The sequence below is a fragment of the Ruegeria sp. BI11 genome (assembly GCF_056538005.1).
This window is the reverse complement of the sequence record NZ_JBQFSM010000006.1, coordinates 286054-300959: the sequence shown is the minus strand read 5'-3', so window position 1 is coordinate 300959 and position 14906 is coordinate 286054. Positions and strand designations below refer to the sequence as shown.

16 protein-coding genes and 1 tRNA gene are annotated in these 14906 nt (G+C 58.5%); 11 read left to right on the top strand and 6 right to left on the bottom strand.

Annotation, left to right across the window (positions count from 1 at the left end; genetic code table 11):
• Positions 1-476: 476 nt before the first annotated feature.
• The 4 genes from ACR0DT_RS15355 (at position 477) to ACR0DT_RS15340 (ending at position 4397) form a co-directional block, all read left to right on the top strand.
• A complete protein-coding gene (locus ACR0DT_RS15355) occupies positions 477-1229 on the top strand; it encodes a 5-oxoprolinase subunit B family protein (RefSeq protein WP_480711591.1) in 753 nt (250 codons plus the stop codon).
• On the top strand, positions 1226-2224 hold the full coding sequence (locus ACR0DT_RS15350) for a 5-oxoprolinase subunit C family protein (RefSeq protein ID WP_480711590.1): 999 nt from the start codon (positions 1226-1228) through the stop codon (positions 2222-2224). Before ACR0DT_RS15355 ends, ACR0DT_RS15350 begins: the two co-directional genes overlap by 4 nt.
• A 12-nt stretch (positions 2225-2236) precedes the next feature.
• Positions 2237-2998, top strand: coding sequence for a LamB/YcsF family protein (locus ACR0DT_RS15345; protein WP_480711589.1), 762 nt, complete (start codon positions 2237-2239; stop codon positions 2996-2998).
• A 151-nt stretch (positions 2999-3149) separates the two neighbouring features.
• Entirely contained in the window at positions 3150-4397 is a 1248-nt protein-coding gene (locus tag ACR0DT_RS15340) for a hypothetical protein (protein ID WP_480711588.1), read from the top strand.
• A 71-nt stretch (positions 4398-4468) separates the two neighbouring features.
• Here the strand turns inward: ACR0DT_RS15340 and ACR0DT_RS15335 are convergent, their stop codons facing one another.
• Together ACR0DT_RS15335 and ACR0DT_RS15330 are read right to left on the bottom strand one after the other, a co-directional pair.
• Positions 4469-5851: a D-alanyl-D-alanine carboxypeptidase family protein gene (locus ACR0DT_RS15335; protein WP_480711587.1), complete on the bottom strand. Its 1383-nt coding sequence runs from the start codon at positions 5849-5851 to the stop codon at positions 4469-4471.
• Between the two features lie 281 nt (positions 5852-6132).
• Positions 6133-6834 carry an HAD family hydrolase gene (locus tag ACR0DT_RS15330; protein ID WP_480711586.1) on the bottom strand — a complete coding sequence of 234 codons (702 nt, stop codon included), beginning with the start codon at positions 6832-6834 and terminating at the stop codon, positions 6133-6135.
• 93 nt (positions 6835-6927) lie between these two features.
• On the opposite strand from ACR0DT_RS15330, the gene clpS reads away from it, so the two are divergent.
• Genes clpS through hemF form a run of 4 tightly spaced genes read left to right on the top strand, consistent with a single transcriptional unit; the run spans position 6928 to position 9996 of the window.
• Positions 6928-7275: an ATP-dependent Clp protease adapter ClpS gene (clpS, locus tag ACR0DT_RS15325; RefSeq protein WP_058282055.1), complete on the top strand. Its 348-nt coding sequence runs from the start codon at positions 6928-6930 to the stop codon at positions 7273-7275.
• 27 nt (positions 7276-7302) lie between these two features.
• Positions 7303-8268 (top strand): class I SAM-dependent methyltransferase, encoded by a 966-nt coding sequence (locus ACR0DT_RS15320; RefSeq protein ID WP_480711585.1) that lies wholly within the window; start codon positions 7303-7305, stop codon positions 8266-8268.
• Between the two features lie 37 nt (positions 8269-8305).
• A complete protein-coding gene (locus tag ACR0DT_RS15315; protein WP_480711584.1) occupies positions 8306-9106 on the top strand; it encodes an SDR family NAD(P)-dependent oxidoreductase in 801 nt (266 codons plus the stop codon).
• A 5-nt stretch (positions 9107-9111) separates the two neighbouring features.
• On the top strand, positions 9112-9996 hold the full coding sequence (hemF, locus tag ACR0DT_RS15310) for an oxygen-dependent coproporphyrinogen oxidase (RefSeq protein ID WP_480711583.1): 885 nt from the start codon (positions 9112-9114) through the stop codon (positions 9994-9996).
• A gap of 7 nt (positions 9997-10003) precedes the next feature.
• Here the strand turns inward: hemF and ACR0DT_RS15305 are convergent, their stop codons facing one another.
• Complete coding sequence (locus ACR0DT_RS15305; RefSeq protein ID WP_480711582.1) at positions 10004-10417, bottom strand: hypothetical protein; 414 nt, start codon at positions 10415-10417, stop codon at positions 10004-10006.
• Positions 10418-10608: 191 nt separating this feature from the next.
• Here ACR0DT_RS15305 and ACR0DT_RS15300 point away from each other — a divergent pair, with 191 nt between their 5' ends.
• Both ACR0DT_RS15300 and ACR0DT_RS15295 read left to right on the top strand, forming a co-directional pair.
• A complete protein-coding gene (locus ACR0DT_RS15300) occupies positions 10609-11121 on the top strand; it encodes a toxin-activating lysine-acyltransferase (protein WP_480711581.1) in 513 nt (170 codons plus the stop codon).
• Position 11122: 1 nt separating this feature from the next.
• Complete coding sequence (locus ACR0DT_RS15295; protein WP_480711580.1) at positions 11123-12031, top strand: Hint domain-containing protein; 909 nt, start codon at positions 11123-11125, stop codon at positions 12029-12031.
• Here ACR0DT_RS15295 and modC read toward each other — a convergent pair.
• From modC to modA, 3 genes are read right to left on the bottom strand one after another with little or no spacing between them, the layout of a single operon-like run.
• Positions 12028-13125 carry a molybdenum ABC transporter ATP-binding protein gene (modC, locus tag ACR0DT_RS15290; RefSeq protein ID WP_480711579.1) on the bottom strand — a complete coding sequence of 366 codons (1098 nt, stop codon included), beginning with the start codon at positions 13123-13125 and terminating at the stop codon, positions 12028-12030. The two genes, ACR0DT_RS15295 and modC, sit on opposite strands and share 4 nt — an antisense overlap.
• The gene (gene modB, locus ACR0DT_RS15285; protein WP_170350469.1) at positions 13122-13814 is read right to left on the bottom strand and encodes a molybdate ABC transporter permease subunit; all 693 of its coding nucleotides are present in this window, start codon (positions 13812-13814) and stop codon (positions 13122-13124) included. The genes modC and modB overlap by 4 nt, the downstream gene beginning before the upstream one ends.
• A 3-nt stretch (positions 13815-13817) precedes the next feature.
• On the bottom strand, positions 13818-14597 hold the full coding sequence (gene modA / locus ACR0DT_RS15280) for a molybdate ABC transporter substrate-binding protein (protein WP_480711578.1): 780 nt from the start codon (positions 14595-14597) through the stop codon (positions 13818-13820).
• Positions 14598-14816: 219 nt separating this feature from the next.
• On the opposite strand from modA, the gene ACR0DT_RS15275 reads away from it, so the two are divergent.
• Positions 14817-14892 (top strand) — tRNA-Val (locus tag ACR0DT_RS15275).
• Positions 14893-14906: the final 14 nt, after the last annotated feature.

Genomic DNA, 14906 nt, shown 5'->3' with positions numbered 1-14906 from the left:
CTAAATCCTCACTCAAGATGCCCACCGTCTCTCCGATGCGTCTCCGCCGCTTCCGCCGCGTCCCAGCGCCTCAGCAGCGCCGGTGAAGGGGGTTCTAAGGTTTACCTCCAATAGCCGCAAGTGGAAAATTGCATCTTGCGCGATTTTTTTGCGCTTTTATTATTTTTACATATATTTCAATATCTTGAACATCATTCGATCTGGTCTTTTGCGCCCTTCACGCAGCAAGGCATTCAGTTCCGGCAACGCCCCCCCGCCAACTAAACACTCGCTTACCCCATATATAGTGAGTCAGCACCCCGCACCCACAAGACTCAACCGACTCGGCTCCCTTAAACCGAGTCAGTTTTCGGCCCTTACCCCCGGCTCGCGCTATGCCAAAACAGTGAAAAAGACATCGCGCGCTTACCGGGTCTTGCGCATTGGTCGCGGATACGGTCACCTCGCCGGAAAGATACTGCAAACTGCACAGCAAAATGACACCTACGCACACATCCCCTTTTCCTTGCATAAGAACGGTTGGCCAAGACGGTCTGCTGGTTTCATTTGCCGAAACGATGGCCGAATCCTCGAACCGCGCGGCGCTGGCGTTTCGTAATGCTATCGACCTTCTTGGATGGGACGGTGTGATTGAGACATCTGCGTCTCTGGCCTCAGCCTATGTTCGATTTGACCCTCTTACTTTTCCACACGCCAAGATTCAGGAGCAGGTCGTAGAGATACTGCGTCAACAAGATTGGTATCAGGCGCCACTTCCGGCAGGACGACGTTTGTGGCAGGTGCCCACTGTATATGGTGGGGAACTTGCACCGCAATTGGATGAGGCCGCGACAGCCGCAGGGCTGTCACCCTCGGAAGCCATAAAGCGGCTCAGCGAATCTCGTGTCCGCGTCCTGACCATCGGCTTTGCCCCCGGCCAGCCCTACCTTGGCCCGCTAGGCCCCGAATTCAATATTCCGCGCCTTAAAGAGCTGACGCCGATGGTACCCGAAGGGGCGCTGGTTTTGGCGATCTCACAATTCGTACTGTTTTCGGGGCCAACCCCAACCGGATGGAGACATGTAGGCCAAACGGCTTTTCGCTGTTTTCGCCCCGAAGCCGAGCAAAGCTTTGCCCTGCGTCCTGGGGACGAGATGCAGTTCCTGGCGGTATCACGCGATGAATTGGAAAAGATCCGCGAGACCAATGATGGTTCGGGTGGTGCTACCTGTCAGGAGATCCCCGCATGAGCCTGCTAGTGCATCAGATCGGCCCGGCCTGCACCATTCAGGATCTTGGGCGCACCGGGTATCTGGATCAGGGGCTTTCACGGTCAGGTGCTGCAGACCAGCTGGCTTTGCACGAAGGGGCTGCGCTGCTGGGGCAAAGCCCGGACTGTGCGGCGTTGGAAATGGCGGGGATGGGCGGTACGTTTGAAGCCACGCAACCCACCAGCATTGCCCTGACCGGTGCGCCGATGCAGGCCAGTATGGATGGTTCTCCTATTGTCTGGAGTGCCTCGCATGCAATGGGAGCCGGTCAAAAGCTGACGCTCGGTGCCGCAAAACAGGGCAACTATGGCTACCTGCATGTTGGCGGTGGAATCGATGCGCCGCTATTTCTGGGTTCACGCTCTGCCCATCTGACGGCAAATGTCGGGCGCGCCGTGCAAGTCGGCGACCGGCTGCCCGTCGGCCCCTATTCGGGCGACGCCGGAATGAAACTGCGTCCCGAGGACCGGTTCTCGGGCGGCATCCTGCGCATTCTGGCCAGCTTTCAGACCCCCCTGTTCGATCAAGAGACACTTGATCGGTTTACCCAAACAACGTTTAAACGCGGCGCACGGGCGAACCGAATGGGGATGCAGTTGGACAGCGACGGCGAAGGCTTTGCCGCACAGGGCCAACTGAACATTCTGTCCGAGGTGATCACCCCCGGCGACATCCAGATGACCGGCACCGGCAACCCCTTTATCCTGCTGCCCGAATGCCAAACGACCGGAGGATACCCCCGTATCGCCACTGTCCTGCCCTGCGATATACCCCGCGCGGCGCAGACCCCTGCGGGTGGGCGAATACAATTCACCATTGTGTCTATGGACGAGGCCGTCGCTCTGCACGCGGCCTATCTGTCAGATCTGTCGCGACTGCGTGGACGGGTCGAACCCCTGATCCGCGATCCGCATGACATCCCGGACCTGTTGTCCTACCAATTGATCGGCGGAATGATCTCTGCCACCGAATAAGGAGTTTTGCCGATGCCCAGCGTCGATTTGAATGCCGATATGGGGGAAAGCTTTGGCCCCTGGAAGATGGGCGATGATGAAAGCCTGCTGCAGATCATCACCTCGGCAAATATCGCATGCGGCTTTCACGCGGGCGACCCAGATGTCATGGCAAAAACAATGACGACGGCTGCCGAGAATAATGTCGGCATCGGCGCACATCCTGGCTTTCCTGATCTGCAGGGATTTGGCCGCCGCAATATGAAGGTGCCGCATGATACCCTCCGGAATCTGGTGCGCTATCAGTTGGGCGCGGCAATGGGGATGGCCCGGGCGGTCGGCACCAAAGTTCGACATCTGAAGCTGCACGGGGCGCTGGCCAATATGTGCTCGGCCGATCTCGACATGGCGCGGGCTTGCTATCAGGGCGCACTGGACGTGGACCCGGACATTATCATCATGGTGCTGGCCGTCACCAAACAGGAAGAGGCCGTACGCGAACTGGGCTGCAAATGGGTCGGAGAGATCTTCGCGGACCGCGCCTATAATGATGACGGCACGCTTGTAGATCGCAGCCTGCCCGGCGCGGTCATCCACAACCCCGAGCTTGCCGGTCCGCGCATCCTGAACATGGTCCGCGAAGGCGCTATCATCACCGAATCCGGCAAGCGGCTGGAGACTTCGATCGACACCATCTGCTTGCATGGAGATGGGCCTACTGCGGTGCAAATCGCGCGCTCTGTACGTGAAAACCTGATCGCGGGCGGCGTCGATGTGACAAAATTCACCCGATAACCATCCGGACATAAGGTCTACACCTCACCTTCTTAGTGTTGCCCCGTGGGATTTCTGACCCTAGCATGCCTGCAAGTGCATGTTCTGATTATTGGAAATCCAGGCAACGCCGGGCCTAGACCTCTCTGGGCCCACGCAAGGAGGGAATTTTATGTCTTTCGATTTGATGTCTTATGAGCCGCGCGGGGACAAGAAGAACTCGGACTTCTTTGGCGAGTACCTACCAAAAATATACGAGCGCCGCAGCAGTTCCGGCGTTGCAGATCAGGTCGGGCCGATGCGGGCAATTGTCCAACAGGTGGAAACCACCGCGCTGTTCGATACGCTGGTCGAGTTGTATGTGATGACCCCTTATCGCCATACGGCCACCTATCTGGGTCAGACACATAAGTTCTCCGTCCTGCATTCGCATACTGATTACCCGGTACTGATCGTGATGGCCCCGCTCAGCCCCAGCTTTGAGGATTTCATCCCTCGCATCAACCGTATGTATCCGCTGGCGCGCGGCACCCCGCAAACCCGATATGTCGGAGAGATTTACGGCGCAACCGACCTGAAAACCCTGAGCAAGACGCTTGAGGATCAAAACATCCGCTTTGAATATGACGGCGATACCGAGAATCCGTTCTACACGCTGGATGGGTTCCGGTTCACTACCCCGTCGGATTTCACCTGTAACCGGGTTGGTTATTCTACACTGGATTTCAACGACCCCGACAGCCTTGGGCTGGGTGACCGCGTATTGCTAAGTGATGCCGAGCAAACGCAACTGGATCAGGCCGCCGCATTTGGCGTCGATAGCAAAATCTCGCCCTTGATGCTGGGGGTCGACCACCTTGCCACCCGCATTCTGGCTGGTGAGCGCGAGGACGCGATCCTCGAGTTTCTGACCATGGTGCCCTATTACTTCTGGGGCGCGTACAACATCTTTGACATGAACTCGTCGACCAACGTGAACCGAAACCCGTATGTGGATGATGACAAGAAATCACCCGCCAAGGTGTTTACAGCCAATAACACTCCATCCTTCATAAACTCGTTCGAACAACTGCCAATGCCGACCGAGGATTTCGTTCGCAATTTTGGCCGTCGTCTGCATCACATGGCCATCGAGATTCAGGATGGCGATCACGGTGCCGGGGAAAAGAACGTCGATTTCGTGGTTAATACGCTCAAGGACAAGGGTGTGCCGTTCCTGGCCCATATCGTTGGCGAGTGCAAAGACGATCCAAACCTCAAGCAGATTTTCTCGAAACACTCGAAGAACACACTGCTGATCACGGAATATATCGAGCGCTGCCACCACTATGACGGGTTCTTCACCAAGGACAACGTTGCCGCCCTGACGGCGGCCGCCGGGCAGGACGAACAATACCAGCACGGTCATGTATTCGACTAAACCCTCCTGACAAAAAAGGGCTGCGAGTTTCCTCGCAGCCCAGATCCATCCAGGAGAGTATATGTCGGATCTTATGACGGCCCGATCATGAAACAGGTGACATTCCGGGCCTGAAGCCTGCGGCAAGCCAGATCAGCCTGTTCGCGGGTCATGCCCTGGAATGTCGCGTCGAAGCCGCGAGAGCTTTGGTTCACCTTACGCAGCGTGCCTTCCAGAGTGGTCATTTCCGACAGGGCGGTTTTCAGCAAAACCTTTTCCGCCTCATATCGGGTGGTATAGCGGCCCACGTTAACGCCCCACAGGTGCCCGCCAGACGTGGATAGCCGGGTGACGATTTCCTGCTCGGGCTCGGGCTGAACTGTCGGATCGGTCGACGCCAGAACCAGATCATCCGGACGCGTAGCGGGACGTGTTGCATCGCCTGATTGAGTTTGGACATCTGCAGCGGCCATAGCGGCTGCAATGCCGTCCTGAATACGAGCGCCATTCTTGGCGGCGGTTGCGGCGACGGTGCCTGCGATCTGAACCGCACCGCCCGCCCCTGGACGCAGCACCGGACGTAGGCTGGATTTCGGCGCCCCGGTCAGGGCCGCCACTGTCGCGCCCAAACCGGCATTCCCGGCATAGACTGGACGGGCCGGTTTACGGATCGGTGCCCGCGATGGCGCGCGCCGGAAGCCCATGTCCAACAGCTCGGCAACTTTGGCATTGCGCGATGCGCCGGACTTGCCGCCAAAGACGGTGGCGATGATGCGTTCGTCCTTACGCTTGGCCGAGGCCACAAGATTGAAACCCGCAGCTCGGGTGTAGCCTGTCTTGATTCCGTCCGCGCCCTTATAGGCGGCTAGAAGGCGACGGTTTGTGTTGGGAACGGTCTTGATTCCGGCATGGGTCGATTGGCGCGAGAACAGGTTATAATACTGCGGGTAATCATACAGCAGATGACGACCCAGCGTGGTCATGTCGCGCGCGGTCGACAGGTGGCCCGATTCCGTCAGACCATGCGCGTTTTTGAAGGTTGTCCGGCTCATGCCCATCGCCTTGGCCGTGCGGGTCATGCGACGGGCAAAGGCGGCCTCGGACCCGCTGATCGCAATCCCAATGGCCGTCGCGGCATCATTGGCCGATTTCACCGCAGCCGCGCGGATCAGATAGCGGAAGGCAATCCGCTGACCGGACCGCAGGCCCAATTTTGACGGCGGCTCGGACGCGGCTTTTTTGGTGATGCGCACCTGGGTATCCAGATCGATCTCACCGTTCCGCACCGCTTCGAATGCAATATAGAGCGTCATCATCTTGGTCAGCGACGCCGGATGCAGCCGTGTATCGGCATTGCGTGAATGCAGCACCTCGCCGGTGCGCGCGTCTATCACCATTGCCGCGTAGGGTGCGGCCACCCCTTGCAACGGCGCAAAGGAGAGCAGCCACAAGAATGCTATAAGGAATAAGCCCATTCGGGCCGGAACTGTCCGCCGAACCTGCACGATCTTTGCCTCTGTCTACCTCGGGCCGCCAGGTTTTCCCGGTCGGCAAATCAATTATTTTATTAACGATCAGGCTAGCACAGGGGTGTGGCGAAATAAACAGAAAGCTCATGATTTCGCAGTTTATTGAGCCCGCCGCGAACACACCACATGTGGTCAGACGCCACCTGCCCCCCACCAAATCCATGAATATGACCAGAATTTGCCGACGCCCAACGCGGAATTTTTAGGACTGATACCATTCGGCCACATTAACCGAGTCGCTGAACGAGGGCGGCAAGCTGACCCAAATCCTGCAACTCGCAGTATCGCGGATTATCTGCCGGGATTTCGGCCTGTTCGATTTCCCAGACCAGACCATGCGGCACATACACACCCCAGCTCCCGGCCAGAATCGGGGCCACAACGTCCGAGCGCATGGAGTTGCCGACCATCATCGCCGATGCAGGGCCGTCACCGTGTTGGTCAAATACTTGCCGGTAGGTTTGAGGCGTTTTCTCGGACACGATCTCGACCCCATCGAACAACTCACCTAACCCCGACTGCGCCAGTTTCCTCTCTTGATCAATCAGATCGCCCTTGGTGATCAACACCACCTGATGAGTCGCCGCCACGCTTTCAATCGCGTCGCGGGCATGAGGCAGTAGTTCGATCGGGTGGGCCAGCATCTCTTGCCCGGCTTCGATCAAATGACGAATGACCAAGGCTGGAACCCGGTCATCTGTCACCTCGATCGCGGTTTCGATCATCGACAGGGTAAAGCCTTTGATTCCGTAGCCATAGCGCCGGATATTGCGTTTTTCTGCAGCCAGCAGGCGCTCCATCAGGTGATCCCGCTCGGCGTGATCGGCCAGCAGGTCGGCGAAATAGGCCTGTGTCAGTTGGAAAAAACGCTCGTTGTGCCACAAAGTGTCATCCGCATCGAAGCCAATTGTGGTAAGATTTTGGCCCATGTTTATTCCGTCCTGCTGGCTCTTTTCTCTGGCCTGTTCGACGTTATATAAGCGCAAAGATAAACCAAAGCCTGAATCGGACAGTAGGACGCGATGCTTGAACACCAATGGATGATGTCTGACAAACCGGACGACGACGACGATGCCGACGCGTCGGTCCTGGTGCAGACGCGCCCGAAAACCAAGCGCCCGCCGCTGTACAAGGTTCTGCTGCTGAATGACGACTATACCCCGATGGAATTCGTCGTGCATGTGCTGGAGCGGTTCTTTGGCATGACCCACGCACAAGCGTTCGAGATTATGCTGACCGTCCATAAGAAAGGCGTGGCCGTGGTTGGTGTGTTCAGCCACGAGATCGCCGAGACCAAAGTGGGCCAGGTCATGGACTTCGCCCGCAGGCACCAGCACCCCCTGCAATGCACCATGGAACGGGAAGAGTAAGGCCGCACCGACCTTACGGAATCGCTTATGTCCCCTCGCCTTAATCTTGCGTTGGAAAGCGGCCTGACCCTGTCGCAACCGCTGACGGTACTTAGGCCAACTTCGACCGACGACCTGTCTGCTTTGCCGCGCGAAACGCAGGTGGTGCAGCCGTTCAAACCGTTTCACGATCATTTCGCCAAGCAAGGTTTCGCTGTTGTTCCGGAGGCGCAAGATCCCTGCCAGGATGCCGTGGTGATCCTGCCCCGCGCCAAGGCTCTGGCCCGGTCGATGGTGCAACAGGCCTGTGTCCGGGCCAGTGGCGTAATAGTCATCGACGGTACCAAGACCGACGGCGTGGACAGTTTGTTGAAGGACATCCGCCGGCGCGTCGCGGTAGAGGGGCCGATCTCTAAGGCGCATGGTAAGATCTTTTGGTTCCAATCTGACCCGCAAGCTTTTGCGGATTGGGCCGCGCCCGCGCATCAGACAGCCGATGGTTTCCAGACCGCGCCCGGCGTGTTCTCAGCCGATGGCATTGATCCGGCCTCTGCCCTGTTGCGAACGGCGCTGCCCGCCAAGCTGGGTTCACGGGTTGCCGATCTGGGGGCCGGTTGGGGCTATCTTTCTGTCGGGCTGCTGCAGGCCCCGGGCCTGAAATCCCTGCATCTGGTCGAAGCGGACTGTGCGGCTCTGACCTGTGCCCGCGCCAATGTGGCCGATACTCGCGCGCAGTTTTACTGGGCTGATGCGGTGACATGGCGCGCACCCGAACCCATCGACACAGTGGTAATGAACCCGCCGTTCCACACAACACGCAGTGCCGATCCGGCCTTGGGGCAAGGCTTTATCACATCGGCAGCAAAGAACCTGACCCGCAATGGTTCGCTGTGGATGGTGGCCAACCGCCACCTGCCCTATGAAACCACGCTGACCGACATGTTTGCGCATGTCGAAGAAGTGACCGGCGACAATCGGTTCAAGGTGTTCCACGCCTCTCGCCCTCGGCGGTGATCCCGGTTAACCTGCGCCGCAATTCAGGAGGAAGCGCATGTCCTTTTCCATAGCAGGCAAGACCGCGATCGTGACCGGCGGAGCCAACGGTGTCGGACTAGCCATCGGACGCCATTTTGCCGATGCCGGTGCCAACGTGATGTTCGCCGACATGGACGAAAAGAGGCTGGCCGAGGAACTGGGTGAGCAGGCCGATGACAGCAATATTCGCTTTTTCGCCGGTGACCTGCGGGAAAAGCTAACCATTGCCAATCTGCTGTCGGCCACCATCGACGCCTTCGATCAAGTGGATATCCTGATCAACGGAGCCCGCCAGGTGATCCCATCGGATCCGCTGGACCCCGAGGATGACTCGGTCCGCTCGCTTCTGAACCAGAACCTGATGCCTGCGCTACGCCTCAGCCAGTTGGTTGCGAAACGGATGATCAAGCAGGCAGGCGACGACGATGAAGACCTTGCCGGGTCGATCATCAACCTTTCATCCATCGCCGCACGGCGCACCCACCCTGACCTGATGGCCTATTCGGTGTCGACCGCCGCGCTGGATCAGATGACCCGATCCTTGGCTGTGGCCTTGGCACCAAACCGAATCCGGGTAAATTCCATCGCATTGGGATCGGTGATGAGCGCGTCGCTGCGGTCCACTCTGAAAGAGAATCGCGACTTCAGGGACGATATCGAAAAACACACCCCGCTGGCCCGCATCGCTGCGCCGACCGAACTGACCGAAACGGCGCAGTTTCTGGCCTCGGATGCAGCTGGGTTTATCACCGGACAGATTCTAACTATTGACGGCGGCCGCACCCTGCTGGACCCCGTTGCAGCCCCGGCCCACTGACACATATGTTCGACACTGAAAAAGCCACCGCCTCTACCTGGTTCCGTCAACTGCGTGACCAGATCGTTACAGCCTTTGAAGCTCTTGAAGACAGCCACGACACTGGGCCGTTTTCGGATGCCAAACCAGGGCGGTTCGAGGTCAAGGAAACCACGCGCCAGTCCGAAGATGGCTCGGATGCAGGCGGAGGGTTAATGTCGGTGATGCGCGGCGGCCGCGTGTTTGAGAAGGTTGGCGTCAATATCTCGACCGTCTATGGTACGCTGGGTGCTCGCGCGCAGCAAGCGATGGCGTCACGTAAGGGTATACCGGGCATGACCGAAGACCCGCGCTTTTGGGCCTCGGGCATTTCGCTGGTCGCGCATATGCAGAACCCGCACGTTCCGGCGGTGCATATGAACACCCGGATGTTCTGGACCCCGCATGCGTGGTGGTTCGGGGGTGGGTCCGACCTTAACCCCTGCATCGAGTATGACGAGGACACGGCCCATTTCCACGCCACGCAAAAGGCGCTTTTAGACCCACACGGGCCGGGGCATTACCCGCGCCTGAAGGAATGGGCGGACGAATATTTCTATATCCCACACCGCAAACGCGCCCGCGGGGTTGGCGGCATTTTCATGGATGATTACTGCACGGGAGACTGGGGTGCAGATTTTGCGCTGACACAGGATATCGGCCGCGCCTTCCTTCCGGCCTTTCTGCCTCTGGTCGAAAAGCGCCGGGTGCAGGGGTTCAATGATGCCGACAAGAACACCCAGCTTGTGCATCGGGGGCTCTATGCCGAATACAATCTGGTTTACGACCGGGGCACCAAGTTCGGGCTGGAAACCGGCCACGATCCGGATGCGGTGCTGATGAGTTTGCCGCCTATGGCCAAATGGGTCTGAGCCGCCCTTAGAAATCGAAATCCATAATGTTATCGTAGCAATGGCTTTGCGCCCCGCTTGCCGACATGCTTTCGCCCACGCGGCTGACTGTGATCGAATAACTCTTTTTGGTGCTGCTACCTTCGGGCTTAGTCAGCGAAAACTCCACCGTTCGTGTTTGCTTTTCATAAGGTCTCGAGACATAAATCTGTTGCGTTGTCGGCAGGCCAAGGGTGCGGATAGCGAAATCACCGATACCGCACCAATAGGCGATTGCCGCTGACGAACCATGCGTGGCCACTTGATAGTTGCCGTTTTCCAATGGTGTCACTGTCGCGCGAAAGCCGGGATTGAAGCCATACCTAAACCCAAATCCGGTCGCTTGCGCCAGCGCTGGCACCAACACCAGAACGCATACGCTGAAAATTTTGAACAATCGCATAGTAATACTCCCCTAACCAAAATACGGCTTTGCCGGGAATCATAGGGATCAGGTTTGATGAGTAAAGATCGCGATGCGGTGCGCAATTCCTTCCATTCCGCAACGGAAACGCGCTCTTGTGACTGAAACGGTATCATTTCAGGGCTTTAGGGAGTAACCTCGGGTCATCGGTCATTTGCACGAGGCATGGGTTGAGCAAGGCATTCCCCAAGGACTGGTTCGACATTCCGCCCGAAAAATACGCGGATTTCGGTGCGTTATTCTATCTGGCGTCGCTGACAGCACCCCATAGGGATCGCAGCCTTGCGCAAGTACTTTATGCCTTTGAAACTCCATTCCGGTTGGGCCAATACCACATCTTTCGGCAAAACGGCTTTCCACGCGGGTTCGTTACTTTTGCCGGTCTCAGCCCCGAGGCCGAATACCGATATGCCATTCAGGAAACCTCGCTGACCGACGCTGATTTCACCAGCGGGTCTTCGTTCTGGATCATCGATCTAGTCGCCCCGTTCGGGCAGACCAATCAGATCGTAGAGATGCTGAAAAAGAACATCCCCCACCCCCGGGTTCGCACGAACCGGATGGACAGCGACATGTTCCGAAAGCGCATCGTTGAATGGACGCGTGGCGACGCAGGCGCAGTGCATATGCAGCTGTATCGCAAACAGGAATTCGAACGGGTTCTGGCAGCAGAGGGCACGTAAGATGGTTTCGATAGCTATAACAGGTGACATAACCGGCGATGTGACCGGAAATCCTCCGAACCAGTCTACAGGCGATCTGGATCTGGACAGCAATGTCCCCATTTTGTCGGAAACCTGGGTGATCTCATCACCCCCGGCCTTCGGAACCGCTAGTGTCGACCCGAATACAGGGGAATGGACCTATACGGTTGATCCGGCCTTTTTCGACAGTCTGGACGACAATCAGACCGTTACCGACACCTTCACCATTCAGGTTACAGGTGAGTTCGGCACCTTTCTTGGGCCGTTTCCTTTCGACCTGCAGCAAGAGATAACAATCACCATCGAGGGGGTGTGCTTTACCGCTGGCACGCTGATCGAAACCCCCGATGGCACGCAACTGATTGAGGCGTTGTCCGTCGGTGATCAGGTTCTGACCATGGATCACGGCCCGCAACCAATCCGCTGGATCGAAAGCAGCGCCTTGCCGCCCGAGCGATTGCGGGAAAACCCGGCTATGCGCCCGGTCAGGATCAGCGCAGGCAGCCTTGGCCCCAATACGCCCAACCGGGATTTGCGGGTGTCACAGCAGCACCGCATCCTGGTTCGTGGCCCCAAGGTCGAATTGCTGTTTGGCACGCCTGAGGCGCTGGTGGCGGCCAAGCATCTGTGTTCCTGGCCGGGGATTGAGATAGAAACCTCTGACGTGGCCGTCGAGTATTTCCACATCCTGTTGGACGAGCATGAAATCCTGACGGCCGAAGGCGCACCTGCTGAAAGCCTGTTTCTAGGTGATGAGTCCCTGTATACGTTGTCATCCGAGGCGCTGCGTGAGCTGGCTGCCATCTTTCCCGACACACCGGACCGGGATGGTTTCGGCAGGGCCGCCCGTTTGGTTCTGCGCGAGTTCGAAGTGCGCGCACTGGCCTAAGTCGGGGTCAGCCTGCCGCCCACATCCTGCGGTGCCAGAGCGACGGTCTTGATCACCGCATAGCAGGGCTTACCCGGCTCCAGCCCCAATGCCGCGACCGAACGGCGGGTGACGCGCGCCAACACCGGCCCCGCTGAGGTTTGCACCGATACGATGGCTCCCGGCCCGTCTCCTGCGCGGATGGTATCAACCTTGCCTTCCAACATGTTCAAAGCCGACAACCCGTCGGGACGTTTGCTGGATAAGATCACCTCTTGCGCGGGGATGCGGATGCGCAGGTCTTCCCCAACCTGGTGCGGGATACGCGGCAGGAACAGGCGCGCACCGCCTGCCTCCAATTCGGTCAAGCCATCCGCATGATGTTCCTGAACCCGTACTTTTAGAACCGCACCCACGGCCCGGACCCCGGCAGGGGCCACGGATGGATCGGCCATCACATCCGAGGCCGGACCATGCCGCACCACCTTGCCATCCTGCAAGGCAACAACAGAGGTGGCCAGCCGGGCAACCTCAGCCGCAGAATGGGTGACGTACAGAATGGGCACCGAGACCTCATCCCGCAGCCGTTCGAAATAGGGCAAAATCTCAGCCTTACGCGCATCGTCCAGCGCCGCCAGCGGCTCATCAGCAAGGATCAGGCGCGGGCTGGCCAACAAAGCACGACCAATGGCAACACGCTGTTTTTCACCGCCCGACAGACCTGCTGGGCGGCGATCCAATAGATGCCCTATACCCAACATTTCGATCACCTTGTCCGGATTCTCGCGGCGCGCACGTTTGGGCGCAAACCAGCGGCCATAGGACAAGTTCTGTCGCACGGTCAGATGAGGGAACAGACGCCCTTCTTGAAAGATATAGCCCAACCGTCTGCGGTGCGGCGGCAGCCAGAGGTTCTGATCGGTATCGAACAGTTCCCACCCATCGACCGCGACGTGCCCGGCTTGGGGCCGCAAAAGCCCCGCCACGGCGTTGACTACGGTGGTTTTGCCGGACCCTGATCGTCCGAACAGAACTGTCACCCCAAGAGGCGCGTCAAAGCTGAGATCCAGTTTGATATCGGGCAGATCATGCTGCAGGTGGACAGACAGGCTCATGACCCGGACACCCGTGCAGCGGCGCGGCGACCGATATATTCAGACAGCAGCAGCGCGCCCATGGCTATGATGATCGAGATCACAACCAACCGCGTCGCCGCCCCTTCACCCCCAGGCACCTGTAGGAAGGCATAGACCGCCGAAGGCAAGGTCTGTGTCTGGCCGGGGATGTTCGAGACAAAGGTGATCGTGGCGCCAAACTCACCCATCGCCTTGGCAAAGGCGAGGATACTCCCGGCGATCACCCCAGGCAGGATCATCGGCAGGGTCACGGTCGCGAAAACAAAGGGCCGCGACGCCCCCAAGGTCGCTCCGGCCTGTTCCAGCTTGGGGTCTACCGCCTCGATCGACAGGCGAATGGCGCGAACCATCAGGGGAAAGGCCATAATCCCCGCCGCCAGCGCCGCCCCTGTCCAGCGAAAGGCAACCACAATGCCAAACTCACCCAGCAGCCTGCCCATCGGCCCCTGTATCCCAAAGGTCAGCAGCAGCAGATATCCGGTTACAACAGGCGGCAGGATCAGCGGCAGATGCACAAGCCCGTTCAGCAACTGACGGCCCGGAAACCGCCAGCGGGCCAATGCGTAGGCCACGAAAATACCAAAGGGCAATGTCACCAGCGTCGCCCAGAAGGAAACGCGCAACGACAATCTCAGCGCTTCAATTTCTGCAGGCCCCAACCATCCCATGTGTCAGCTACCCGGCAGGGCAAAGCCCTGTTCCGTAAAGATGGTTTGGGCCGTTTCGGATTGCAGATGCTCCAGAAACGCCCGCGCCTCAGGTGATGCTGCGGTGGTTAAGGCAGCAGGGTAGATGATCGGCGGGTGAAGCTCGGACGGAAACGAGGCCACAACCTGTACCCGGTCTTCAACCTGCGCATCGGATCTATAAACGATCCCCAACGGGACCGCACCTGACGCGACCAGCGCAAGCGCCGCGCGCACATTGTCCGTTTGTGCGATCCGGGTTTGCACACCCTCCCATAACCCAAGATTCTGCAACGCCGCCTTGCCGTAAATACCCGCAGGCACCGCATCGACCAGCGCCATGGCCAGATGCCCGTTGCCCAACCTCGCAAGCAAATCGGTGTCCGGCTGTATCTGCCCGATCTGCGCCTGATCCGCGCCACCAATCAGAACCAACCCATTGCCCAGCAGGTCCACGCGAGAGGTCGCGTCGATCAATCCCTGATCCTGCAGAACATCCATCCAGTCCGCATTTGCCGAGATGAACACATCCGCTGGCGCGCCCAACTGAATCTGCCGCGCCAACACGGATGAGGCCGCATAGGACACCGTCACCTGATGCCCTGTTTGCCGTTCAAATATCGGAGCGACCTCGTCCAAGGCAGTCTTCAGACTGGCAGCGGCAAACACCAACACCTCCGCCGCACCGGCCCGGATCGGTGCCAGCGCCACATTGCCCAGCACAAGGGCGGCGATTGCACATCGGCGGGCAAGGGAAAGGATCATATGCTCTCGCGTCTGGTAAGTTGCAGTACCTTTGGGGATATCTGAGGCAACAGGGGGCACGCAAGCGCCTTTCCCAAGGGCCATGGTCCCAGCCTGCGGAAAATGAACAAGATTATCAGGGCCCGCGATCCACGGGGACGGTTTATCCCTCCATGAGACAAAGAAATTGTGCCAGACCCTCTTGCGCCCGCTCGCAGGCTTGGCTACATGCAGCGTCACGGGTGATTAGCTCAGTTGGTAGAGCGCTTCGTTTACACCGAAGATGTCGGGAGTTCGAGTCTCTCATCACCCACCAACCTTTCCCCGCAA

Bases quoted from the DNA above. Each gene is read 5' to 3' on its own strand.
- modB (WP_170350469.1), bottom strand. From the start codon at position 13,814: ATGGGATGGTTGGGGCCTGCAGAAATTGAAGCGCTGAGATTGTCGTTG.
- hemF (WP_480711583.1), top strand. From the start codon at position 9,112: ATGTTCGACACTGAAAAAGCCACCGCCTCTACCTGGTTCCGTCAACTG.
- ACR0DT_RS15295 (WP_480711580.1), top strand. From the start codon at position 11,123: ATGGTTTCGATAGCTATAACAGGTGACATAACCGGCGATGTGACCGGA.
- ACR0DT_RS15320 (WP_480711585.1), top strand. From the start codon at position 7,303: ATGTCCCCTCGCCTTAATCTTGCGTTGGAAAGCGGCCTGACCCTGTCG.
- ACR0DT_RS15350 (WP_480711590.1), top strand. From the start codon at position 1,226: ATGAGCCTGCTAGTGCATCAGATCGGCCCGGCCTGCACCATTCAGGAT.
- ACR0DT_RS15330 (WP_480711586.1), bottom strand. From the start codon at position 6,834: ATGGGCCAAAATCTTACCACAATTGGCTTCGATGCGGATGACACTTTG.
- ACR0DT_RS15315 (WP_480711584.1), top strand. From the start codon at position 8,306: ATGTCCTTTTCCATAGCAGGCAAGACCGCGATCGTGACCGGCGGAGCC.
- ACR0DT_RS15340 (WP_480711588.1), top strand. From the start codon at position 3,150: ATGTCTTTCGATTTGATGTCTTATGAGCCGCGCGGGGACAAGAAGAAC.
- ACR0DT_RS15355 (WP_480711591.1), top strand. From the start codon at position 477: ATGACACCTACGCACACATCCCCTTTTCCTTGCATAAGAACGGTTGGC.
- ACR0DT_RS15345 (WP_480711589.1), top strand. From the start codon at position 2,237: ATGCCCAGCGTCGATTTGAATGCCGATATGGGGGAAAGCTTTGGCCCC.
- modA (WP_480711578.1), bottom strand. From the start codon at position 14,597: ATGATCCTTTCCCTTGCCCGCCGATGTGCAATCGCCGCCCTTGTGCTG.
- modC (WP_480711579.1), bottom strand. From the start codon at position 13,125: ATGAGCCTGTCTGTCCACCTGCAGCATGATCTGCCCGATATCAAACTG.
- clpS (WP_058282055.1), top strand. From the start codon at position 6,928: ATGCTTGAACACCAATGGATGATGTCTGACAAACCGGACGACGACGAC.
- ACR0DT_RS15305 (WP_480711582.1), bottom strand. From the start codon at position 10,417: ATGCGATTGTTCAAAATTTTCAGCGTATGCGTTCTGGTGTTGGTGCCA.
- ACR0DT_RS15335 (WP_480711587.1), bottom strand. From the start codon at position 5,851: ATGGGCTTATTCCTTATAGCATTCTTGTGGCTGCTCTCCTTTGCGCCG.